This is a genomic window from Acinetobacter sp. WA-87, assembly GCF_039938935.1.
GTDB lineage: Bacteria > Pseudomonadota > Gammaproteobacteria > Pseudomonadales > Moraxellaceae > Acinetobacter > Acinetobacter seifertii.
The window spans coordinates 1394409-1418816 of the sequence record NZ_JBDUVF010000001.1; the positions used below are offsets into that span (position 1 = coordinate 1394409).

At 40.4% G+C, this 24408-nt stretch carries 19 protein-coding genes; 11 read left to right on the forward strand and 8 right to left on the reverse strand.

The window, feature by feature from the left end; translation table 11 throughout:
* The first annotated feature begins 157 nt into the window (after positions 1-157).
* Positions 158-1420 carry a C4-dicarboxylate transporter DctA gene (gene dctA, locus ABFY81_RS06550; protein WP_191012755.1) on the forward strand — a complete coding sequence of 421 codons (1263 nt, stop codon included), beginning with the start codon at positions 158-160 and terminating at the stop codon, positions 1418-1420.
* A 42-nt stretch (positions 1421-1462) separates the two neighbouring features.
* Here dctA and ABFY81_RS06555 read toward each other — a convergent pair whose 3' ends face one another.
* The gene (locus ABFY81_RS06555) at positions 1463-2461 is read right to left on the reverse strand and encodes a GTP-binding protein (RefSeq protein ID WP_191012754.1); all 999 of its coding nucleotides are present in this window, start codon (positions 2459-2461) and stop codon (positions 1463-1465) included.
* Between the two features lie 499 nt (positions 2462-2960).
* On the opposite strand from ABFY81_RS06555, the gene ABFY81_RS06560 reads away from it, so the two are divergent.
* A complete protein-coding gene (locus tag ABFY81_RS06560; protein ID WP_004703197.1) occupies positions 2961-3155 on the forward strand; it encodes a hypothetical protein in 195 nt (64 codons plus the stop codon).
* Between the two features lie 128 nt (positions 3156-3283).
* Here the strand turns inward: ABFY81_RS06560 and ABFY81_RS06565 are convergent, their stop codons facing one another.
* The 4 genes from ABFY81_RS06565 to ABFY81_RS06580 form a co-directional block, all read right to left on the reverse strand.
* On the reverse strand, positions 3284-3799 hold the full coding sequence (locus ABFY81_RS06565; RefSeq protein WP_004703199.1) for an acyl-CoA thioesterase: 516 nt from the start codon (positions 3797-3799) through the stop codon (positions 3284-3286).
* A gap of 258 nt (positions 3800-4057) precedes the next feature.
* A complete protein-coding gene (locus ABFY81_RS06570; protein ID WP_004703201.1) occupies positions 4058-4672 on the reverse strand; it encodes a MarC family protein in 615 nt (204 codons plus the stop codon).
* A gap of 11 nt (positions 4673-4683) precedes the next feature.
* On the reverse strand, positions 4684-6750 hold the full coding sequence (locus ABFY81_RS06575) for a choline transporter (RefSeq protein WP_004703202.1): 2067 nt from the start codon (positions 6748-6750) through the stop codon (positions 4684-4686).
* A gap of 116 nt (positions 6751-6866) precedes the next feature.
* Positions 6867-8489 carry a BCCT family transporter gene (locus ABFY81_RS06580; RefSeq protein WP_347913365.1) on the reverse strand — a complete coding sequence of 541 codons (1623 nt, stop codon included), beginning with the start codon at positions 8487-8489 and terminating at the stop codon, positions 6867-6869.
* A 264-nt stretch (positions 8490-8753) separates the two neighbouring features.
* On the opposite strand from ABFY81_RS06580, the gene betI reads away from it, so the two are divergent.
* From betI to ABFY81_RS06615, 7 genes are all read left to right on the forward strand, one after another.
* Positions 8754-9377, forward strand: a complete 624-nt coding sequence (gene betI, locus ABFY81_RS06585) for a transcriptional regulator BetI (RefSeq protein ID WP_004703204.1) — start codon at positions 8754-8756, stop codon at positions 9375-9377.
* A complete protein-coding gene (gene betB, locus ABFY81_RS06590) occupies positions 9370-10842 on the forward strand; it encodes a betaine-aldehyde dehydrogenase (protein WP_347913366.1) in 1473 nt (490 codons plus the stop codon). Before betI ends, betB begins: the two co-directional genes overlap by 8 nt.
* A 95-nt stretch (positions 10843-10937) precedes the next feature.
* Positions 10938-12596, forward strand: a complete 1659-nt coding sequence (betA, locus tag ABFY81_RS06595; protein ID WP_151761537.1) for a choline dehydrogenase — start codon at positions 10938-10940, stop codon at positions 12594-12596.
* Between the two features lie 510 nt (positions 12597-13106).
* Positions 13107-14747, forward strand: coding sequence for a malate dehydrogenase (quinone) (gene mqo / locus ABFY81_RS06600; RefSeq protein WP_200002245.1), 1641 nt, complete (start codon positions 13107-13109; stop codon positions 14745-14747).
* A 90-nt stretch (positions 14748-14837) separates the two neighbouring features.
* Positions 14838-15308 (forward strand): hypothetical protein, encoded by a 471-nt coding sequence (locus ABFY81_RS06605; protein ID WP_347913367.1) that lies wholly within the window; start codon positions 14838-14840, stop codon positions 15306-15308.
* Positions 15309-15523: 215 nt separating this feature from the next.
* Positions 15524-16402, forward strand: a complete 879-nt coding sequence (locus ABFY81_RS06610) for a homocysteine S-methyltransferase family protein (protein ID WP_191000584.1) — start codon at positions 15524-15526, stop codon at positions 16400-16402.
* A gap of 5 nt (positions 16403-16407) precedes the next feature.
* The gene (locus ABFY81_RS06615) at positions 16408-17742 is read left to right on the forward strand and encodes a basic amino acid/polyamine antiporter (RefSeq protein ID WP_019456936.1); all 1335 of its coding nucleotides are present in this window, start codon (positions 16408-16410) and stop codon (positions 17740-17742) included.
* A gap of 53 nt (positions 17743-17795) precedes the next feature.
* Here the strand turns inward: ABFY81_RS06615 and ABFY81_RS06620 are convergent, their stop codons facing one another.
* From ABFY81_RS06620 to ABFY81_RS06630, 3 genes are all read right to left on the reverse strand, one after another.
* Positions 17796-19709, reverse strand: a complete 1914-nt coding sequence (locus ABFY81_RS06620) for an alpha/beta fold hydrolase (protein WP_347913368.1) — start codon at positions 19707-19709, stop codon at positions 17796-17798.
* 148 nt (positions 19710-19857) lie between these two features.
* Entirely contained in the window at positions 19858-20565 is a 708-nt protein-coding gene (locus tag ABFY81_RS06625) for a YoaK family protein (protein ID WP_042075425.1), read from the reverse strand.
* A gap of 203 nt (positions 20566-20768) precedes the next feature.
* A complete protein-coding gene (locus ABFY81_RS06630) occupies positions 20769-21659 on the reverse strand; it encodes a LysR family transcriptional regulator (RefSeq protein ID WP_347913369.1) in 891 nt (296 codons plus the stop codon).
* Positions 21660-21846: 187 nt separating this feature from the next.
* Between ABFY81_RS06630 and ABFY81_RS06635 the strand changes: the two genes are divergently transcribed.
* Both ABFY81_RS06635 and ABFY81_RS06640 read left to right on the forward strand, forming a co-directional pair.
* Positions 21847-22791 (forward strand): dihydrodipicolinate synthase family protein, encoded by a 945-nt coding sequence (locus ABFY81_RS06635; RefSeq protein ID WP_000050879.1) that lies wholly within the window; start codon positions 21847-21849, stop codon positions 22789-22791.
* Positions 22792-22963: 172 nt separating this feature from the next.
* Positions 22964-24349 (forward strand): MFS transporter, encoded by a 1386-nt coding sequence (locus ABFY81_RS06640; protein ID WP_347913370.1) that lies wholly within the window; start codon positions 22964-22966, stop codon positions 24347-24349.
* The last annotated feature ends 59 nt before the right edge of the window (positions 24350-24408 follow it).

Below are 24408 nucleotides of genomic sequence, written 5' to 3' on the forward strand. Positions count from 1 at the left end.
ACTCGATTTCAATTAAAAAATTATAGAAAAAACGCAGTAACACAAAACTTCTTTCACTCTAAATTTGCATCTTCTTCCAAAACAACCAAGCGCTTTCCAAGTTGGCGGGCTTTTTGCTTTGAAGGGTTTGTATTCCTCTCTTTTGATTTGATGACTTATGTGGCAAAAACTTAAACGTAGTTTATTCCTACAAGTTCTCTGCGCTCTCTTCCTCGGTATTGCAGTAGGACTTGCTTTTCATGACTTCTCTCTAGCTTTAAAACCCCTTGGTGATGGTTTTATTTCACTGATTAAAATGTTGATTGCACCAATTGTATTTTGTGTCGTAGTACTGGGAATTTATGGTGCAAATGATATTAAAAAAATGGGCAAAGTCGGTGCAAAAACGATTCTCTATTTTGAAGTAGTCACAAGTATTGCTTTAATTTTGGGAATTATTGTTGCTTATGTCTTTAAACCGGGCGTCGGTATGAATATTGATATTAGCCATTTAGATGCTAAAGATTTAAGTACCTATACCGAACGTGCTCACGACATGCATACAGGTTCAGATTTTCTTCTTAATATTATTCCAAAAACATTTACTAGCGCTTTTGCCAACGGCGATATTTTACAAGTTTTACTCATCGCGATTTTATTTGGCGTATCGCTACTTTTAATTCCTAAACATTTAGCAGAGCTAGTACGTCAGGCACTTGAAGCTTTCTCTGAAGTCTTCTTTAGAATTATGGGGCTAATCATTCGCTTAGCTCCAATTGGAGTATTCGGTTCAGTTGCCTATACCACTGCAAAATTTGGATCAGACTCACTCCTGCAACTCGGTTATTTAGTTTTACTCTTTTATGCAACCTGCATTTTATTTGTTGTCATTGTTCTAGGTTTAATTCTAAAGCTTGCTGGCCTCAACATTTTCAAATTTGTAGGCTATTTTAAAGATGAACTTGCGATTGTTTTAGGTACTGCCTCTTCCGACTCGGTTCTTCCTCAAGTCATGAAGAAGCTTAAGAACCTAGGCATAAAAGACTCAACAGTCGGTCTAGTCATTCCAACCGGTTATTCTTTTAACTTAGATGGCTTTTCCATTTATTTAACATTAGGAGTGATTTTTATTGCGCAGGCCTGCAATATCGATCTCTCTATGCATGACTTATTAGCTATTTTACTGGTTTCACTGATTACCTCTAAAGGTGCGCATGGTATTCCGGGGTCAGCTTTAGTTATTCTTGCAGCTACACTTTCAGTTATTCCAAGCTTACCTGCAATTGGCCTAGTACTTTTACTGTCTGTAGATTGGTTTATTGGGATTATTCGTGCCTGTACCAACTTAATTGGTAACTGTGTTGCGACCGTAGTGATTGCCCATTGGGAAAAAGATATTGATCATGCCCAAGCCAAAGCTGTACTCGACATTAAAAAATAGATGAAGATTTTTGAGAACATTGAGCTATCTTTTCAATGTTCTCTATTCGTCAATTCTGCAAGTTAATAACTCAGTTTCAAATGCCAGCCAGTCATGTTCATGTTGGCTAATGATTTCAATACGGTTATCAATACCCTCTTCACCAGACTTATAATTAAACTGTTCAGGATTAAAGTTAAAGGTCTTCCACCCCTGATCTGTATGAAAAATTCCCTTAATACGCAGCCAGTCTTGCTGTGCGCAGAGTAAATCGAGCAAAGCATAAAATTCGAATTTCCAACGCTTAGGTAATTTCCAGCCTGCAACAGTATATCCCTGCGCTGACTCAACATAGTGATAAGGCAATTGACGAATTTCTTTTGCTACTTCAGCTTCACTCATCTGCTTTTGAAGCTTAAGTAAAGGTTGTATAGAGCGTGCGGTTAAACGAGCAGCGACATCAATTTGTGCTAGTTCGAGTTGACCATGCTCTGTCGTTAACCATTGTTGTTGATAAGGTTGATACTCTTCTTTCAATTGGTCTAGTGCTTGTTCATCTTCAAAAGACATCGTATCAGCATGAGAAACTACAACAATCTGGGCAGCTTTTAACTGATCTTCATAAAGATTTTGCTTAACCCAATTGGTGTCATGCAAATGGCTACCATCGACAACCGTGACTAATGCACGCATAGCCAAGCTGTTTTGCCAATGAGGTTCAGTTAACTGATCAAACAGTTGTGAAGGATGTCCAAGCCCTGTAGGTTCAATAAAGAGTCGGTCTGGTTTTTGTTCACTTAGCAAACGAGCCAAAGCAATATGCATGGGGAGTTGGCTACTACAACATAAACACCCACCTAATAATTCTTTTACGGCATAGCCTTGTTCTTGCGGTAAAAGTTGTTGATCTACCCCAATTTGACCAAACTCATTCATTAAGACCGCCCACACTTCATCTTTGGGTTTCTGACTTAATAAATGCTGTAATAATGTGGTTTTCCCTGCCCCTAAAAATCCTGAAATAATATGGGTAGGAACAGTTTTTTGGGGAATCAGTTTCACAAGCAACTCAAATCAACAAGGTTCAAAAAAACTAGGAAAGGTATATCACTGTTTAAGTGGCATGAAAATGATTTTTCTTTTGGCGTCATCTTTTTAAAAAGTGGGTAAAAATATTAAATATGAGAATAAAGTCTCATTACTTATCTAAATTTACTTTAAATTATTTATTGTCAAACGGAATATTCTATTTTAAGGAATTCATAATTCATACCAGAGTGTTTTGTTTACGTAACCAACCTGACTTTTTTTTATTCAACATGAAATATTTTTTCACATTTTAAACGTTCAACCAGCGTGGTAATTTTACAGTAGACGCACATAAACGGCCCGTATATTTCATATTGTTAAGATAGGCGTAATAGATTGTTAAGTTAATTGATGCAATCCAAAGCTCGGCTTAGCATGTGTCCTAGCTTAATCATTCAACCATACAGGTTTCATGTTGGTAAGAACGATTAGGTTTAATTTATTGTTTAATGAATTTTAAGGATGCCATAAAATGAAATTAGCTAAAACTTTACTTGCTACTACTCTAGCTTTAACTGCTGCTTCAACTTTCGCTGCTTCTAAACATGATAAGGTTCATGCTCCAGAAGACAAAGTTGTAGTTTCAACTCAAGAACAAGCCAACACTGCAAATGCTGCATCTGACGCTGTAGGTTCAGCTTCTGAAGCCGCTCCTGCTGCTCAATAATTATTATCTCTGTACTCTCCTCCAAGCTCAGAGATAATTTTGCTGAAATGAAACAGGACGTTAAATTTCAGTGATGAAAAAAAAGATCGAACCATGCTGCGGTTCGATCTTTTTTTAATTCGATCTGATTAAGACGTTTTCTTATACATGCTACAAGAAGGATTATGATTTTCTTGTAGGCGCAACACCTTACGATGCTCTGCCGCTTCAAATCGACAGCGTTTCCACTCGGTATCTAGCTTCAATTGAGGAACTTCGCGTGGTTTACCATGCTCATCAACAGAAACCATTGTGAAATAACAGCTATTGGTATGGCGAACGGTGCGCTTTTGAATATTTTGCGCTTCAACACGAATACCAACTTCCATTGAAGTACGGCCTACATGGTTCACACTTGCCAAGAAGGTAACTAACTCACCTACATAAATCGGTTCTTTAAAATTCACTTTATCTACAGACAAAGTCACCACATAGCTGCCCGAATAACGGCTTGCACAAGCATAGGCGACTTGGTCTAACAGCTTAAGAATTGTTCCACCATGAACATTACCTGAAAAATTTGCCATATCAGGAGTCATTAAAACTGACATGGTTAATTCTGACTGATCATCAGTTACGGTTGTCATTTCATCTAATGTAGGCATGACTCAACTCTGTCTCAAACAAGCTCAGAAACATTATGGTTGATAATTCACAAAAAAAACATGCTTAAATCCACCACATAGCATCGTATTTTTTAATATTGTTTATTCTTTTTTTGAACGAAGCTTTTTTAATCTATTATTTTTAATTATTTTTTAATTTTTCTTAAATAAAAATTGATTGAGAAATTAAAAATAATAAAAAAGTGCTATGCCATTTTTCAATATTAAATGGCATAGCACGATGTTGACCGATACTTGCTAAACTTTATTAATTACACCTGTCACACCATTGATAATCATATCAATAGCGATCGTACCGATTAATAACGCTGATAAACGCCCGACAATATCAAAATAGCGGTCGATATGTTTGGCATGTTTATAGCGTAAATGATCATGTGAAAATTTCATCAAAATCAAAATACTACAGGTTAAAAATAACGTAAAGGCAATCACTAGGGCTGCTTCACCAATTGACATTTCTATGCCTGTAACTACAGCGGCACTAATAGTACCTGGCCCAATCATAAATGGCATAGCGATGGTTCCAGCTAAATGCTCAGGAGCACCGCGCATTTCACCAATGGTATCGGCACCCTGAAACACATAACGATAGCCAATCACCAAAAAGATCAGGCCGCCAAAAATCTGAAAGGCTTCAAAACGTACATTCAGATATTTACTAAAAATTGTTTCACCGCCCCATGCAAACAGCATGAACACAATAAAAGCAATCAAACTTCCCTGAATCAGTGCTTTATTAAACACCTTAGCTTCTGAATGGCGGATTAGGCCAATCATATAAATGCTCATTAAAAATGGATTGAGCAATGAGAAAAATAAAGCAAAAGAATGTAGATAAGGAGAAGCCATGCATTTTCCTCTTAAGCTTGTGGATCTGGGAACAATGGTCGGTTTCCAGGGCTAATACGATTGATATGCAAGAAGGTCATATGTCTTTCATATTTATCTAAAATGTCATTAATGACCTGTTCTTTACTGTAACCAACAAGGTCGTTGTCTTGAGAACCTTCATAAAGATAAGTTTCGAGACGGTAATAGAACTGTTTGCCTCGTTTTACACGCTGACTAAAGTTAGGCGCGCTATAACGGACAGGCCAAATTTGATAAACAAAGTTTTGCTCTTCTTCCAAATGAATGGTGATATCGAGGTGATATAACGCCTCTTCGTCTTCAAGTGGTGTCTGCTGTACATCTACATTCACGCCTTGCTTAATAAGCTCATCGGCAACAGCTTGAACAGCAGGCTGACAAACTGTGTCGAGCATACGTCTGGTTTCAGTTGTTCCCGGATGGTGCATCACTCGGGTCAACCGCTTTTTCCAGTTAAGGATGTCGACGTTACCTACCACGGGTGCTGCATTCATACTTCGACTAGCATGCCTGTAGTCCTCAAGTCTGAGTGACTTATAAAGCCCTGCCATCACAAGGAACATTACGAAACTAAACGGTAGTCCCATAATAATGGTGGCATTTTGCAAAGCAGTAATCCCGTTGGTCATCAGCATAGCGAGCGTTAATAACCCAATGGCAATTGCCCAGAACACGCTTAACCAACGTGGTGCATCATTATCAATATGGGTGAGCTTGGTCGTGAAATTACCCAAAACCAATGCCCCTGAATCGGCAGAAGTCACATAAAATAAAAGACCAGTCACCGTCGCGATTGAAGCAATAAAAGTAAAACCCGGATACTGTGCTAACAGGTCATAGAAACCATGTGCCGGATTTGATAATACCGTTGCAGCCAAAGTCTGGTTGCCTTCAAAAATCACGCTGTGCAATGCGCTGTTACCAAAAATGGATAACCATGTTAAGGTAAATAACAAAGGAATAATTAAAGTCCCGCACACGAACTCACGGATAGTACGTCCTCTTGAGATACGTGCCAAAAAGAGTCCTACAAATGGAGACCAAGCAATCCACCATGCCCAGAAGAACAAGGTCCAACTGCTCATCCAATCTTTAGGCTGCTCAAAAGCAAAACTTTGAAGTGCCAAGGTCGGGAATCGAGTTAAATAGTCGCCAATATTTTGTACCAAAGCATTGAGTAAAAACTCGGTATTGCCCAAGAACAAAATAAATAGCAAAAGACCAATTGATACATAAATATTGATTTCAGACAAAATCCGAAGGCCTTTATTCACCCCAGATGTCACTGAAATAATACTAATACCGACTGCAATGGCAATCAGCGCAAACTGCATCCAGATATTCTCTGGCAGTCCTAATAAAACATGTAAACCATAGTTCAGCTGTACCACGCCAATCCCGCAGGTGGTCGCAATACCAAAAATTGTCCCGATGACTGCGGCAGTATCCACACTATGGCCAATTGCCCCATTAATTCTGTTCCCGAAAATTGGGTAAAGTGCAGAACGAATGGTCAGCGGTAAGTTATAGCGATAACTGAAATAACCGAGTGCCATACCAATCAAGGCATACATACACCATCCGGTCAAACCATAGTGAAACAGCGTCCACACCATACTTTGGCGTGCCGCTTCATAGGTCTGGCCTACGCCAACAGGTGGCTGCATATAATGAGATAATGGCTCGGCCACCGAGAAGAACATTAAATCGATACCAATACCTGCTGAAAACAGCATGGCAGACCAACTCAGTAGACTAAACTCAGGCTTTGAGTGTTTAGGGCCAAGTTTAATTTCACCATATCTGGAACAGGCAATGAAAATAACAAACACCATATACAGTGTTGCAGCCAGTAAGTAATACCAGCCGAAAGTTGACGTTACCCACGCAAGTACGGTGTTAATTGTTCGATTTGCAAAATCGTTAAACAAAAAAGTAACGAGAGAAAAGATTAAAATAATTAGAGCTGAAATATAAAAAACCACACGATTAAGCGGGTCTTTTTTAGATTTAGATAATGTTAAATCATCAACTGCTCTTGGATTATCTGTTGCCATACAATCCTCAAGGAATAGAAGAAAATAAAATATTCAATTTAGTCTTTTCACTATTTAACCATAATGAAAAGACTGCTTTGAACGCAAAAAATATAAATAAATGTGATGAACCAAGATTATGAAACCTCGGTTACTTTGTTCTGGTCACAATTCGATGGAATAGAAATGTCTTTTGAAATAGCTAACTGCTTTTTCACAACATTCGGGTCAAACTCATCTTGCTTTAAGGCTTTGGCTAAACCAAACATATAAAGCAAAATAATTACAGAAAATGGTAAACCACATAACACCACTGCACTTTGCATGGAGTTGAAACTACCGGCTAAGAGTAAACCGATACTGACAATGGTGATGACCACAGACCAAAAGATGCGTAACCAGATCGGTGAATCACTATCACTGGTGCCCCCTTTCGAGGACAAATTGGCGATCATTAGTGTACCAGAGCCAACAGGGGTCAAAAATAAAACGAAACAAATTACAACAACAATCCCCGCAATGTACGGATTAAACGGGAGATATTCGAGTAATTTAAATAATGACAACGCTGGATCACTTAAAACCATATCTCCTAAAACTTTATGTTTTTGATTGAGAATTAAGTAAATTGCAGTGTTTCCAAAAACTGAAATCCAAGCCAGTGTAAAGCCGAGTGGAATCAGACATACACCCAACACTACTTCACGAATGGTTCGACCTTTGGAAATTCGGGCAATAAACATTCCTACAAAAGGTGCCCAAGCAATCCACCATGCCCAATAAAACACAGTCCATGAACCCAACCAACCACTGGCTTTTTGATTGTATAAATACATATCAAAGCTTTTACCCATAAAATTATTAAGGTAATCGCCCGTATTTTGCACAAGGCCATTTAACAAATGGTTAGTCGGTCCTGTTAAAAATACAAATAAAAGTAAAGCATAGAGCAAACGTAAATTAATACGCGATAACCATGCCAAGCCTTTTTCAATGCCGACCACTGTTGTAATGGTCGCAACACTCATCATGATTAAAACTGCAGTAATTAAAGTTGCAGAGCTATGCGGTATTTCAGGAATTAAATAACAAATGCCTGAAACTAATACTAAAGCGCCTATACCTAAATTAGTCACGAGCGAAATGACGGTTGCTAAAATACCAAAGCCATCGACAAAATCACCCACCAAGCCATGAACTCGTTCTCCGAAAATTGGATAGAGTGCCGAGCGTAGCGCGAGTGGTAAATTTTGTCTAAAAGCAAAGTAACCTAATGTCACGCCGAGCAAGGCATAAAGCACCCAACCATGAATACCCCAGTGCAAAAAGCTATAGGTCATGGCATTTCGAGCAGCTTGAATTGTTCCTGCCTCACCTTCTGGTGGTCTTAGAAAATGGTCAACAGGTTCAGCAACACCATAATAAAGTAGCGCGATACCAATACCTGCCGAAAACAGCATTGAGGTCCAAGCCAAATAGCCAAACTCAGGTTTGTCGTGGTCTTTTCCTAAAGGAATCTGCCCTACTTTTGAAAAGGCAAGCCATGCCACAAAGCCTAAACACAGCACAATCACCAACATGTAATACCACCCGAAAAAGTGGTTTACTTGCTCTTGTACATAGGTCAGCCAAAACTGACTTTTTTGCGGAAACAGTACAAATAACAGGCCAAAAATACCGATACTGACTGCCGAACTCCAAAATACGAAACGATTTAACCGAATATGGTCTGAAGAATATTTATCACTTTTCAACACCATCTTATTGCTCCTTGCAATCGGTGTATTTTTCTAAAATAACGTGATAAGTACTGGACTTATGCGCATCATCCTATCCCTAAGAACTTTCGATTCTATCTCTTCTTCCCCGAAGTCAGATTCAAAAATTCATTGATTTTTACACATCATACTTGTTATTGATTGAACGTTCAATCAATAACAAGTATGATAAAAAAAGTGCTATGATGCTCTGCAAGTTAACATGCTGAATTTAAAGCACCCATAAAAGTGCTGATGTGGAAAATCATGACAAAACGCAGAGTAAAACCAGAGCATGTGCGCCGTGAAGAGATTATGAACGCTGCACTCGACGTAATTTATGAAGTGGGGTTATCCAATACCACCATTGCACAAATTGCAAAAAAAGCCGAGCTGTCGACCGGCATTGTTAGCCACTATTTTGGCGACAAACAAGGGTTAATAAATACTTGTATGCAAGAAATGCTAAATGTTTTGCGTCGGAAAACCGAACAATACAGAGCAGAAGCAGATTCGCATCCGGAAAGCCAAATTAAGGCAATTATTGACTCTAACTTTGACATTAGTCAGGTAAATGAAAAAGCAATGCGGGTCTGGTTAGACTTTTGGTCTGCAAGTATGCATGTACCAGACCTGAGCCGTTTGCAAAAGATTAATGATCAACGCCTGTACTCTAACTTGAAGTTTTATTTCCTCAAGTTAATAGATGAACAACAGGCCAGTGTTGCCGCAAGAGGGTTGGCAGCATTGATTGATGGATTATGGCTACGCGGCAGTTTAAGCCGTCATAACGAATTTGACAGCGAACTGGCCCGTTCTATTGCTTACGATTATGTAAAAACGCAATTGCAATTTGCGAACAAGCCTTTGCAGGAGAGACAAAATGAGTGATGTACAAGCTTATCAACTGTATATCCATGGACGCTACGTTGAAGCAACCAGTGGTAAAACATTTAATAGTATTAACCCTGCCAACGGCGAGACAATCGCGACTCTTCAACAGGCATCTGAACAAGATATTGAAGCTGCTGTAAAAAGTGCCCAACAAGGACAAAAAATCTGGGCTGCCATGACTGCCATGGAGCGTTCACGTATTTTACGTCGTGCTGTCGACATTCTCCGTGAACGTAATGATGAGCTTGCCCGTCTTGAAACACTCGACACAGGTAAAGCCTATAGCGAAACATCTACCGTCGATATTGTGACTGGTGCCGATGTACTCGAATATTACGCAGGACTTGCAACAGCCATTCAGGGTGAACAAGTTCCGCTTCGCGAATCAAGTTTCTTTTATACACGCCGTGAACCTTTAGGCGTGGTTGCCGGTATTGGTGCCTGGAACTATCCAATTCAAATTGCTTTATGGAAATCTGCCCCTGCTCTTGCTGCGGGTAATGCCATGATTTTCAAGCCAAGTGAAACAACCCCACTTACTGCATTTAAACTTGCAGAAATCTATACAGAAGCTGGCTTACCAGACGGTGTATTTAACGTGGTACAAGGTGCAGGTCGTGAAATTGGTCAATGGCTCACTGAACATCCTGTAATTGAAAAAATCTCATTCACTGGTGGTGTGGAAACCGGCAAAAAAGTCATGGCAAGCGCTGCTGGCTCTACACTGAAAGAAGTGACCATGGAGCTTGGTGGGAAGTCACCACTCATTATTTGTGAAGATGCTGACCTGAACCGTGCCGCAGATATCGCGGTTATGGCGAACTTCTTTAGCTCAGGTCAAGTATGTACCAACGGTACGCGCGTATTTGTTCCAAAATCACGTTTAGCCGACTTTGAAAAAGCGGTTGTAGAGCGTGTAAAACGCATTCGCATTGGCGACCCAATAGCTGAAGACACGAACTTTGGTCCGCTCACTAGCTTCCCTCATATGGAAAAAGTGTTGTCTTTCATTGAGTCAGGCAAACAACAAGGCGCTAAGGTGTTAATTGGTGGTGGTCGTGCGACCGAAGGCGAGCTTGCGAAAGGTGCTTATGTACTACCGACTGTATTTAGCGATTGCACTGACCAGATGGCCATTGTTCAAGAAGAAATTTTTGGACCTGTCATGAGCATTTTAAGCTATGAAACCGAAGAAGAAGTCATCCGCCGTGCTAACGACACGACCTTTGGTTTAGCTGCTGGCGTAGTCACTCAAGATATTAGCCGCGCTCATCGCATTATTCACCAAATTGAAGCCGGTATTTGCTGGATTAACACGTGGGGTGAATCACCTGCCGAGATGCCAGTTGGTGGCTACAAACAATCTGGCGTGGGCCGTGAAAATGGCTTGACCACACTTGGGCACTATACCCGTATCAAATCTATTCAAGTTGAACTTGGCGATTATCAAAGCATTTTTTAATGCCTGTATCGCTCTAAACACTTCAACCTAAATCACATATGCCGAGCAGTCTTTATAGATTGCTCAGGCAAACTGTTAGTAAAAAAAGGATAGTTATGAATATTAAAGAATATGATTACATTATTATTGGCGCAGGATCTGCCGGAAATGTACTCGCTGCGCGTCTTACCGAAGACAAAGATACCACCGTTTTACTCTTAGAAGCAGGTGGACCAGATTATCGCTTGGATTTCCGTACACAAATGCCGGCAGCTTTGGCCTACCCTCTTCAAGGTCGTCGCTACAACTGGGCTTATTTAACCGACCCAGAGCCACACATGAATAACCGCCGCATGGAATGTGGTCGTGGCAAAGGTTTAGGTGGCTCATCTTTAATTAATGGCATGTGTTATATCCGCGGTAACGCGATGGATTTAGAACAATGGGCAACTCATAAAGGCCTTGAAAACTGGACTTATGCCGATTGTTTGCCTTACTACAAAAAAGCCGAAACTCGTGACATTGGTGGCAATGACTACCATGGTGATAACGGCCCTGTATCCGTTGCTACCCCGAAAAATGGCAACAATGTGCTGTTCCATGCCATGGTTGAAGCAGGTGTACAAGCAGGTTACCCACGTACTGATGACTTAAATGGTTACCAGCAAGAAGGCTTTGGTCCAATGGACCGTACAGTTACGCCTAAAGGCCGCCGCTCAAGTACTGCACGTGGTTATTTAGATATGGCAAAAGGTCGTCCAAACCTGACTATTTTAACCCACGCCACAACCAATAAAATCTTATTTAATCAAAAACAAGCGATTGGTGTTGAATACATTATTGGTGCCGACCAAAACAACTTACAGCGTGCTTTGGTTAAACGCGAAGTATTACTTTGCGCAGGTGCAATTGCATCACCGCAAATTTTACAGCGCTCAGGCGTAGGTCAAAGTACCTTCTTAAAATCAATGGATATTGATGTGGTTCATGATTTGCCGGGCGTAGGTGAAAACCTGCAAGACCATTTGGAAATGTACTTGCAATATAAATGTAAGCAGCCCGTTTCTTTATACCCTGCTTTAAAATGGTATAACCAACCAGCCATTGGTGCTGAGTGGTTATTTAACGGTACAGGTATTGGCGCAAGTAACCAGTTTGAAGCGGGTGGATTTATCCGTAGTTCCGATGAGTTCAAGTGGCCAAACATTCAGTACCATTTCTTGCCAGTTGCGATTAACTACAACGGTAGTAATGCAGTAAAAGAACATGGTTTCCAAGCACACGTGGGTTCAATGCGTTCGCCTTCACGTGGTCGTATCAAACTTAAATCGAAAGATCCGTTTGCACATCCAAGTATTTTGTTTAACTACATGTCAACTGAGCAAGACTGGCGTGAGTTCCGCGATGCAATTCGTATTACACGTGAAATCATGCAGCAACCTGCGCTTGATCCATATCGTGGTGAAGAAATTAGTCCGGGTAAACATTTGCAAAGTGATGCAGAGCTTGATGACTTTGTTCGTAACCACGCAGAAACGGCTTACCACCCGTCTTGTAGCTGTAAGATGGGTGAAGATGAGATGGCTGTTGTAGATGGTCAAGGCCGTGTACACGGTATGAATGGTTTACGTGTAGTTGATGCCTCAATTATGCCATTGATTATTACTGGTAACTTAAATGCAACCACTATTATGATTGCCGAGAAAATTGCAGACCAAATTCGTGGACGTGAAGCATTACCACGTTCAACTGCACCGTTCTATGTCGCGTCATAAAACCGTTAAGGGCATATTTCTTATACAGAAATATGCCCTTAATTTAATAGGTACTGCACAAACATTAATAAGAACTATGTATGACAAAAAATAAGCGGCTATAAGCTAAACATTTACACAAATATGGCATGAAATAAAAATTAATCTATTTTTATATGCAAATTACCATCAAGTGATTTAATTTTAACCATAATTATTTAAATTAATAATTTTCATATATTTATATAAAAATATCAGCAAAAAATAATCTTATAAAAGCTTAGTTTGATTAAATATAAATCATATTTATGATTTTGATAGAACCCATTTATTATAAAAATTGTCTTGTCAATGCAAAATTAGTCTAAAATATAGAGTGTTTGCGATAATCCCAAGTAATTTTTCTTTTTTTAAAGTTCTCTGTTTTGGAGAATTTTACTTTCGCATTTATATCCGTTTTGTCTGGATACGCTGTCTAGGTTTCCTCACACCTTAAGTGACTCAAATAACTTATTTTAAGGTTCCCCTTGCATGAAAAAGTTTTTGAAATACCTTCTGGTATTAATCATTATTATTTTAATTGCAGGTATTGTTTTCTTGTTTAGACCGATTGCGTCAAAACAAGTGCAAACTGCAAAAGATGAGCCAGTTGTTGATGCCGTTCTTGTTGGCGGCGGCATCATGAGTGCCACTCTCGGTACTTACTTCACTGAGCTTGAACCGAATTGGCAAATTCGTATGTATGAGCGTCTTGACCAAGTTGCTCAAGAAAGTTCAAACGGCTTTAACAATGCCGGAACAGGCCACTCTGGCTTTATGGAAATGAACTATACCGAAGAGAAAAACGGTAAGATGGAAATTGCCAAAGCTGAAAAAGTTGCTTCTCAGTTTGAAGTAGCAAAACAGTTCTGGTCATATCAGGTAAAACAAGGCGTTTTAGCTGAACCAAAATCATTCATTAACCCTGTTCCACACATTGCTTTCGTTTGGGGCGATAACGTTCAGTTCTTAGAAAAACGTTATGCTGCCATGATTCAAAGCCCGTTGTTCAAAGGTATGAAATTTACTGAAGACCCAGCTGTAATTAAGCAATGGGCACCTTTAGTGATGAACGATCGTGACCCAACTCAAAAAGTTGCAGCGACGCGTATGGAAGTTGGTTCAGACGTTAACTACGGTTCAATCACGAATCAGTTAGTGAAACACTTAAGCCAAAACCCAAATTTCAAATTACAGACTTCAACTGAAGTTTCTGGCATCAGCCAAAATGATGACAAAACTTGGACTGTAACTTTCAAAGATTTGAAAACTGGTAAAACAGATCACGTTAAAACACGTTTCGTGTTTATCGGTGCAGGTGGTGCAGCGGTTAAATTATTGCAACTTACTGGTTTACCAGAAGCGAAACAATATGCTGGTTTCCCTGTAGGTGGTGAGTTCTTAATTACTGATAACCCAGCAATTACTGCTCAACATACCGCAAAAGTATATGGTCGTGCTGAACTTGGTGCGCCTCCAATGTCTGTACCACATATTGATACACGTTATATCGACGGTAAAAAATATGTATTGTTTGGACCATTTGCAACCTATTCAAACAAGTTCCTGAAAAATGGTTCACAGCTTGATTTGCTTGCATCAACCAACAAAAACAACATTTTACCAATGACGACTGTTGGCTTGGAAAACCTTGATCTTGTTAAATACTTGGTGAGCCAAGTGATGATGTCAGACCAAGACCGTCTAAATGAACTTCGTAAATACTACCCAGATGCGAAAGCTGAAGACTGGCGTTTAAGCCAAGGTGGTCAACGTGTTCAGATCATCAAGAAAGAACCGGGTAAACCTGCGACACTTCAATTCGGTACAGAAATCTTTGCTTCTAAAGACGGCGCTGTAACTGCATTGTTAGGTGCGTCTCCGGGTGCTTCGACTTCTCCATACATCATGCTTAACTTGCTTGAAAAAGCTTTCCCTCAGCAAACTGAAGGTAAGTGGAACCAAAAGCTTCATGAAATCGTGGTTTCTTATAAGCAAGACTTGAGCAAAGACCCAGTGTTACTCGACAAAGTTCGTCAGTACACAAGTTCTACGCTTGGCTTGAACTATACATCTCCATTCAAAGCTGCAAACGATGAAACTGCTGCTGCCCCTGTTGCAAAAGCAAACTAAGTTTGATGATGTATAACTAAAATATCAAAAGGATGAATTTCGATTTGTCCTTTTGTTTTTTAGACCACAGTTGAGATATTTAGACTAGCTATGACGCCTTTAAACTCATCACCTCGCTTCTTGTCATTTTGTTTTAAGCTCGTGCTTGTTTTGCTACTGGCTTATCTTTTGTTAAGCGGGTTTTATATATGGATGATTGGTGGTACAGCAATTTACGTCAGCTCAGCCGTATTATTTATTATCACTGCATATGCATTTAAGCTCGGCAAGTACCAGAAAATCTGTTCAGTTTTAAATGTGCTCATGAGCGCAGCCGCGTTATATTTCAGCACAGCTCATCTATTTTTCTCCTCTATTCAGTTCTTTATATTTTTACCTGCACTATTTTTTGTTCTACTGGCTTTTTCCCGCCTAAATAAACTTCGTAATGTATTTAAGGTTTTAATAGTGATCAGTTTATTGGTGTGGTCAGGTATACATTTTTCACAGCTTAAACAACTTCAAGCCTATTATAAAACACAGCATACAGGTGAAAACTGGCAACAATATGGCGCTTTGTAAGATCGTTTTCATTCTATGTTTGCCAACCAATACACGCTCATTTTCATGTGAAGTTCATCAGTAAAACTGAACAGCATTTACAGAATTCCTTTTAAGAAAAATTTTTCATAACCATCTCATTTTTTTTGAAATATATCGAGCATATTAGTGATTGAATAGAATTCACCTACACGTTAGATTAGCTGAATTATTTTTCTCCCTTTATGTTGTAATTTATGAAAATTTTAGATGGCGGTTTAGGCCGTGAATTGGCCCGTCGTGGCGCTCCATTCCGTCAACCAGAGTGGTCTGCTTTAGCACTTATTGAAGCACCTGAAACAGTAAAAGAAGTCCACCTTGACTTTATCAATGCTGGTGCAGAAGTCATCACGACTAACAACTACGCGGTTGTACCATTTCACATTGGTCAGGAACGCTTTGAAACTGACGGCGTACGTTTAATTAAAGTTGCCATCGAACAAGCGAAAAATGCAGTTAAAGAAAGCGGCAAAAATGTCAAAATCGCAGGTTGCTTACCACCGTTATTTGGTTCTTACCGTGCAGACTTGTTCCAACCAGAACAGGCTAAAAACCTAGCTGAGCCTATCATTAAAACATTGGCACCAGAAGTAGATTTCTGGCTCGCTGAAACCCAGTCTTGCTTAAAAGAAGTTGAAACAGTGCATGCCTTGTTACCACAAGATGGTAAGGACTATTGGGTGTCATTTACGCTGCAAGATGAAATTAAACAAGAACAAGCATTACTTCGTTCAGGCGAAAACATGCAGCAAGTGGCTGATTTCATCAAACAATCTAATGCCAAAGCAGTATTGTTTAACTGCTGCCAACCTGAAGTGATCTTGCAGGCGATTAATGAGATTAAAGAACTCATTCCTGAGTCTGTACAAATTGGCGCCTATGCCAACGCTTTCCCACCGCAAGATGATAGTGCTACAGCCAACGATGGTCTGGATGAAATTCGTAAAGACTTAGATGCTCCAGCTTATCTTGGTTTTGCTAAACAGTGGCAGCAAGCAGGTGCAAGTCTGGTTGGTGGTTGCTGTGGTATTGGACCAGAACACATTGCTGAACTTTCTCAATTTTTTAAAGAATAAATACCATGTCTGCTGCCAAAATCGGATTGTTGTCTCTTACAGCGCTGGTATTTAGCTCTATGGTGGGGTCTGGCGTATTTAGCCTTCCCCAAAATATGGCTCAAGTTGCCAACGGTTCTGCCCTTCTTGTTGCATGGCTCATTACTGGGGTCGGCATTATTTTCTTAGCCCTGTCATTGTTGCATTTAACCCGTCAACGACCAGATCTAGACGGCGGTATTTATAACTATGCGCGGGAAGGATTTGGAGACCTCATCGGGTTTTGCTCGGCGTGGGGTTATTGGTTATGTACCACCATTGGTATTGTCGGCTATGTGGTCATTGCCTTTTCAGGCGTTGGTATGTTTACCGACAGCAAAGACCATATTATTTTTGGTGAAGGTAACACGCTCTACTCTCTGATTGGTTCAAGCATTTTTGTATGGCTGGTGCACTGGTTAGTGAGTCGAGGCATTAAAGAAGCTGCTGTTGTAAATTTGCTAGCGACCATTGCCAAAATTATTCCAATGGTGGTTTTCATCTTCTTTACTTTTATTGCCTTTAAGTTTGATTTATTCAAACTCAACTTAAATGACTTCTCTTTAAAAGTTCCACTTTGGCAGCAAGTCAAAGACCTGATGCTCATTACCCTTTGGGTATTTACGGGTATTGAAGGTGCTGTGGTTTTATCATCGCGTGCAAAGAACCGTAATGACATTGGTAAAGCGACCATTTTAGGTGTGTTACTGGCCTTAAGTTTTTACGTCATGGTGACAGTACTGGCTTATGGTGTGGCAAGTCGTGAAGCCCTTGCAGGTATGCATAACCCATCTATGGCGACCATTTTGCAGCAATTGATCGGCTTACCGGGTACCATCATTATTACCATCGGTCTGATTATTTCAGTTTCATCTTCTTATTTAAGCTGGACGTTATTTGCGACCGAAATTCCATTTTTAGCCGCAAAAAATGGTGCATTCCCTAAATTATTTTTAAAGAATAATCAGAACAATGTACCCATTTCATCACTTTGGCTCACTACTATTGTGGTACAAGGCTCTCTGATTGCCGTGTATTTTTTCAATAAAAACTACACTCAGCTTTTACTGATTTCATCGGTGATGATTTTGTTGCCTTATTTTCTGGTGTCGGCTTTTTATCTTAAAGAATCGATTCGCCATAAACGCACGCCGCATATCGCTATTGCAAGTGTCGCTTCAATCTATGCACTTTGGTTGCTCTATGCAGCAGGCTTAGACTTGCTGCTGTTGTCTGGCGTGTTGTATTTGGTCGGCTTGGTTATTTTTTCAATCAGCTACTTTGAGCATAAAAAATCGCTCAAACAAAACCAGCTTAATTAATCACTTCAACCACTGTTGAGCCTGTCAGCAGTGGTTTTCTAAAAACAAAAACTCTATTTTGAAAGCTGCGACTGCTTTAAATGCAACCTTAAAATACGACGTAATTCTAAAATTGCCTCAGGGCTAGTTTGTATTGAATGCCCACCTTTAATAATCAACTCCGACTGCTCCCCACCTAAATGTGAACTTTGATACGGTACAATCCCATCACTCATTTTTGACTTATCTGTGGTGCCATTTATATTGCCCATAATCGAGTGATAGACCACGTTGGACGATGGCTGAATGGCTTGCGTAAGTTGCATAAAGCTAGAAGAGCGACTTAAATTACTCGCTCCGTTTTCAATTAAACCTTTTCTGAGTTTTGTATTTTTCTCATCTCTCATTTCAACCGCAATAAAAAAGTCAGCAGGCAAACGAATAACACGGCGAGCAATTTGGGTAAACCATCGATCAGCGTAGTCAGTACCATGATGCGGCGCCGAAACAAAAACTACCCGCTTAAAATAAGGCAAAGTCTTGAACTGAAAACGCTCTCGAATAACAGGATTTTCCTTTAAACGATTTAGCTGTGCTTCATTCATTTTTTGCATGGCTTGCTCTGAAACATCAGCATCGCTTACCAATAGGCGGCTAATCACTCCGCCCATACTATGCCCAACCAACACTGCATCATGTGCAGCATAGCTGTCTTTGGCAACATTTTGAAAAGCCTGATTCAGCAATGAATAAATCTGAAAACGACTTTCAAAAATCGGCATATTGGTTGAATAAAACACCTGCCAAACTTGGTAGTTTTGTCTTAATTCGGCATCTCCCATAATGTCATTGGTTAGGCTCACCCAAGCCTCTGGACTACTTGCTAAGCCATGAATAAACACAATGATTTTTTTATTCGGGTTAAAAGGCTCCAGCATATATAAATGCGGCATAATCAAATTGGTTTCTTTATTAATTAAAGACCAATAACCCGCTGCCCCTAAATTATATTTCGACAGCCACAGCCCATAAGGCGCCGAATAGTTTGCAGTAAGTGGATAATCCACACCTTCAACTTTTACACGGTCCTGCCGATAAGGGTCGAACATGGAAATTTCTAAATCTGCCCCAGCAATGATCTGATCTGCTGTGGCCTTTTGTTTTGGGTAGGCAATGGCCGTGACTGGAAAGAAACGTGGTAAATGTATGTTGGGATTGCTCTGGTGAGCGTAAAAAGCGTCGGGGTCTAAAATGAAACCATGATTTACATCATGCTCCTTACGTCCCACAATAAATTCGGCACCTAACCCATCCTTACGGTTGACGGTATTAAACCCTGAAAAGTTCATGTTATAGCTAGAGCGAAAGGTATCGACTTCAATGTTTTGTACATCTACGGCATGATCAAAGTTGACTTGGTACTCATGCCCATCTGCTTTTAGTAAAGGTGGAAAATGAAGCGTATTTAAATGATTAAAATACGTGGTTATGAGCTTTGACAAAGCCACGTTATAAAAAATACGCACCTGATTTTGCCGATGGTCAAATACCCGATCGAACGGCGACTCTTCAGAGTCAAACAAATAAACATAGCTATAACGCAAGCTTTTATCAAATAGTGCTAACTCTTGCTCGACACAGCTATTATTTTTACTGCCCACATTACACTGGCTACTACGCCCAACATCTAAAGCTTTTGCCAAGTAAATTTCACTGAGCGCAGCATAACGCTCTTCTCTGCTGCTATTTTCAGACAGCCCCTGAATTTTCTTTAAACAATCTTCAAAATTTTGCAGACAAGACTTTTCATTTTCTTTCACCAAATACAGTAAGTTTTGGGTTTGATGACTTAAAGTATTGTCAGTCAAAATGCTTTCATTTTTACTTTTCAAAGCGCTGCTTAAGTTACTTTCTTTTAAATGAATGACCTGACAACCGCTAAGCAGTCCCATTATTGCAAGCACTAAATAATGGCCGGATTTTGTCATTGTGCATTCCTTTATCGAATGTATTTCCCCACTCGTCATTATGCCTGTAAAGCTGTGAACGAACAATTTCAGCTCAGCTTCAATGGTGCTCTATTGAAAAAATAAAAGCCCGAATTTGTTTAAATTCAGGCTCTTTCAACAGCTCTGTTTAAGCTTGTTTAAACTTCTGCTGTGAAGCCAAATAAGAAAAATAAAGGATAGGTAAAATAAACGGCGCTACACTCCAAAAGTCAAAATAGACATAAAGCACAGCCCCCATAAAAGCACCAATCACAAAGCCAATGACAATACTGGCACTTTTAAGCAGACTGGCTCGATTGGCCTCATTATTGTTTTTTAGCAAGTTGGCAATATCAATCCCAAGCTGGGTAGTGTTGCCTGTCATCATGGTACTTGGGCTAATATTTTTAATGAGGGTTTTACTTGAAGTATTACGAATAGCTAAAGCAATTAAACCGAGTCCACCTGTGATAGCAACGGTAATCGCATCGGCATTTTTAAATGGCTCAAAATAAAGCCCTGCAACCATAAAGGCACACAGGAAAATAGCTTCAAACAAAAATAAATAAGACAGTGTTTTGTGTTTAACCTGACTACGGTCAATTAACAGTTTGGTAATCACCACCGTCAAAATAAACAATGGAATAGCTGCAAGCTTAATCCAGACTCCTGTACCGCCCTTCACCAAGGCTGCTCCTGCAAGCACCAAGTTGCCCGTCACATGCGCTGTAAAAAAACCAAATAACGCAATAAAGCCAATGGTATCAATTGCTCCACCAACCATAGTCAGTAAAACAGGATCGCGACATAGTGCCCATGTACTTTGTGTCTCTTGTTGAATTGAGGTCTCTGGCATAAACAGCATCCTGTTATTTTAAAGTCATTAAATTCACTAAAAAGATGTTTTAAATATTTAAAAACAAATCAAATCTAAAGCATTTATAAAAACAAAAAAGCATGTAAAAACATAGACTGTTTAATGTCGCAACACTGTCTTCAAAATGGCAACAATTATGATGCGCGCCATGCAACAGTATCAGTCATAAAGTTACGGTTTAATTAAAGCAAATCGGCCAAATTCCTAATTTCTTCCATCACCGCCTTACACGCAGGCGTTAAATAGCCGTGCTTAGAAATAGACAAAGAAATATAGCGCTTGAGCGCAGGGTTAATAATTTTTGCGGCTTGAATTGAGGTGTATTGGCTAGCTTTTTTTAAAGCTTGCGGCCCCAGCATGGTATACATGCGAGACTCGGAAACCAAATGGGTTTGCAAACTAATCGAGTCGGCTTCAAACACAATATTCAGCTCTACCCCATTTTCATAAGCCATATGGTCTAAAAAATTGCGCCAGTTACTTGGCCTGCAAAACGTGACCAGCGGTAACTCACTTACTGCTTTAAAGTCGACTTCATTGGCCTGAGTGAGCGTGTCTCCTTCGCAACCGACCAAATAGGTATCAACTTCGGTAAGGTACACATCGCCCTGTTTAGGTGTCGGGTTAAACCGATAGAGAATGGCTAAATCGACGCTACCATCTTCAAGCCATTTTTCTAAATGTACCCCTTGCCCTTCACGCACCGACAGTTTAATTAAGGGATATTTCTCTTGAAGGACTTTATAAAGCGTCGATAACAACGGATGTGCAGTAGATGGCAAACTGGCAATACGAACCGTACCAATTGGGGTATCGGTCGAGTGCAAAATTTCATTATTAAGTTGATCGGTCACGTTTAGCCATGAACGAATTTTAGGAAGTAAATGCTGGCCTAAATCGGTGAGTTCTACGCCGCGTCCAGTTCGGTTAAACAAACGACCACCACATTGCGTCTCAAGCTCGTTCATTTGCCGACTGATTTGCGGCTGATTGGTGTTATGCAACATCGCGACTTTGCTTAAGCTACCGAGTTCCACCGCATCTAAAAATATTTTCCATAATTCATAATTCATCGATTCTTCCTAAATCGTAAATAGGCAGCATTTTGAGCTATACATTTTCAGTATAACTGAAATTCAAGAATTGGTAATTCCTACATAGCTCACCTATTTCTATACTCCAATCATGTTCTCTACAACACGATTTAAGTCAGATTAAGAACCAGAGAATATTTAATTACACTGTATAGGAAGTACGATTATGAGTTTAGATTTACGTGGATTAACCCCAGCACCTGTGACTCCTTTTACCCGTGACGGACAAGTAGACCATAATGCAATTCAACGTTTAGGTTCATGGTTAGGCAGTATTGATGGTGTAAAAGGCTTGGTTGTTCTTGGGCATGCAGGTGAAGGAACATTCTTGTCGCAAAAAGAACAAATGCAGGTCATCGAAAGCTTTGTTAAATCGGTAGATGACAAAATTCCGGTAATCGCAGGGATTACACTCGAAGGTACTTCGGTTGCAGCAGAAGAAGCAAAACGTGCAGTCAGCGCTGGTGCTTCGGCAGGTTTGATTTACCCTTCACATGGCTGGTTGCGTTTTGGCTATCAAAAAGGCGCACCACAAGACCGTTATAAAGCAATTTATGAAGAAAGTGGTTTGCCATCTATTTTATTCCAATATCCAGATGCAACGAAGGCCACTTACGACCTAGAGACTCTACTCGATATTTCTGCACAGCCAGGCGTATTTGCCATGAAAAATGGTGTGCGTAACATGCGCCGCTGGGATGTCGAAATTCCGATTATTCGCCGTGAACGTCCAGACTTACAGGTGTTGACGTGCCACGATGAATATTTGCTTCACACCATGTTTGATGTAGACGGCGCTTTGGTTGGCTATGGCAACATTGCCCCTGAACTGTTAATTGAAATGATTAAAGCAGGTAAAGCTAAAGATTATGCTAAAGCACGTGCGATTCACGATCAATTATTACCAGTGACTCGCAATGTTTATCACCGCGGTTCACACATGGAAGGTACGGTCGCGCTTAAACATGCATTGGTTGCTCGCGGAATTTTGGACCATGCCACTGTGCGTTCGCCTCTGCTTCCACTCGCTGATGGTGCTGAGCAAGAAATTCATGATGCGATGCGTCAAGCTGGAATTGGCAAGGTCGATTTAACCCAAGCCGTTGCTTAAATTCTATTCGGGCTAGCATGTACGCTAGCCTTTTTTTCCTGTACGCTGCCTGAGGCCAAACATCGGGCATGTCTCTTAAAAACAATAATAAAAAGCATGCAAACTGTGGTGAACAGGTAGTGCGAAATAGAACAACAAAACTACGAGGAATGTAGTAATAAGGAGATAGAAGATGACAAATCTAGCGGATGTAGAACAAATTAGTCATCATCAAAAAAATGCGGAAATTATTGCAAGACTTGAACGGCTACCCGTCACTGGTCGATTGCAATTTATGCGTATTACCATTGGTATCGCGACCTTTTTTGACGCTTATACTGTTCTTGCGATTGCCTTTGCTTTACCCCAACTCATTACCGAATGGCACCTGACGCCTGCCTATGTTGGTGCGATCATTGCCGCGGGCTATGTCGGGCAACTGGTCGGTGCTATCTTTTTTGGTTCTCTTGCCGAAAAAGTCGGTCGTTTAAAAGTACTGTCTTTTACTATTTTACTGTTTGTGGCAATGGACATTTCTTGTTTGTTTGCTTGGAGCGGAATGTCACTGTTAATTTTCCGTTTCTTGCAAGGTGTTGGTACAGGTGGCGAAGTGCCTGTTGCGAGTGCCTATATTAATGAGTTTATTGGTGCAGAAAAGCGCGGTAAGTTTTTCTTGCTTTATGAAGTTTTATTCCCACTTGGTCTTATGTTTGCAGGCATGGCAGCATTTTTCCTGATGCCAATTTACGGCTGGAAAGTCATGTTTATTGTGGGCTTAGTTCCATCTTTACTGGTGATTCCTTTACGGTTTTTCTTGCCTGAGTCACCACGCTGGCTTGCTTCCAAAGGCCGTTTTAAAGAAGCCGATCAAGTGGTTAAAAGCTTTGAAGATGGTGCTATTAAAAGCGGTAAACCTTTGCCTGAACCTGTCGTTAAAGAAATTAATCCGCAAGGCATGGCAAAAACCGACTGGCGTGAGCTGTTCCGTGGCATTTACCGCAAACGGACCTTTACCCTGTGGGGCATGTGGTTTTGCGTATATATGGTGAACAATGCCATGGTGACTTGGCTGCCATCTCTCTACAAACAACACTTTGGCCTGTCACTTCAAACCAGTTTAGGTTATGGCTGGATTACTTCGGGTGTGGGTGTGATTGCCTCTATTATCTGTGCGTTAATGATTGATAAAGTCGGCCGTCGTCCTTGGTACAGTGCAGCGTTTTTCTTAGCGATTATTCCACTCATGAGCCTCTCGGTTTTAGGCGCTAAATCGGCCATGGAAGTTGTAATTTTCGCAACGATTAGCTATGCCATTTTGCAGACCATTTCATTCTCTTTATACCTTTACGCTGCCGAACTTTACCCTACTCGCCTACGTGCGATGGGCATTGGTTTTAGTACCGCTTGGTTACGTGCCGGCTCTGCAATTGGGCCTGTTATGGTCGGCCTCGTGGTTGGTGGCTATGGCATTCAATATGTGTTTAGTGTGCTGGCTGTTGTGGCGCTCATTGGTGGCCTTGTGACCTTCTTGTTTGCCATTGAAACCAAAGGCCAAGTGCTCGAAAAACTCTCTCCTTAATTCATCCATTTCATAAAAAGCTTGCCTAACCTCAGCGTTAGGCAAAGGGCTTATTCATG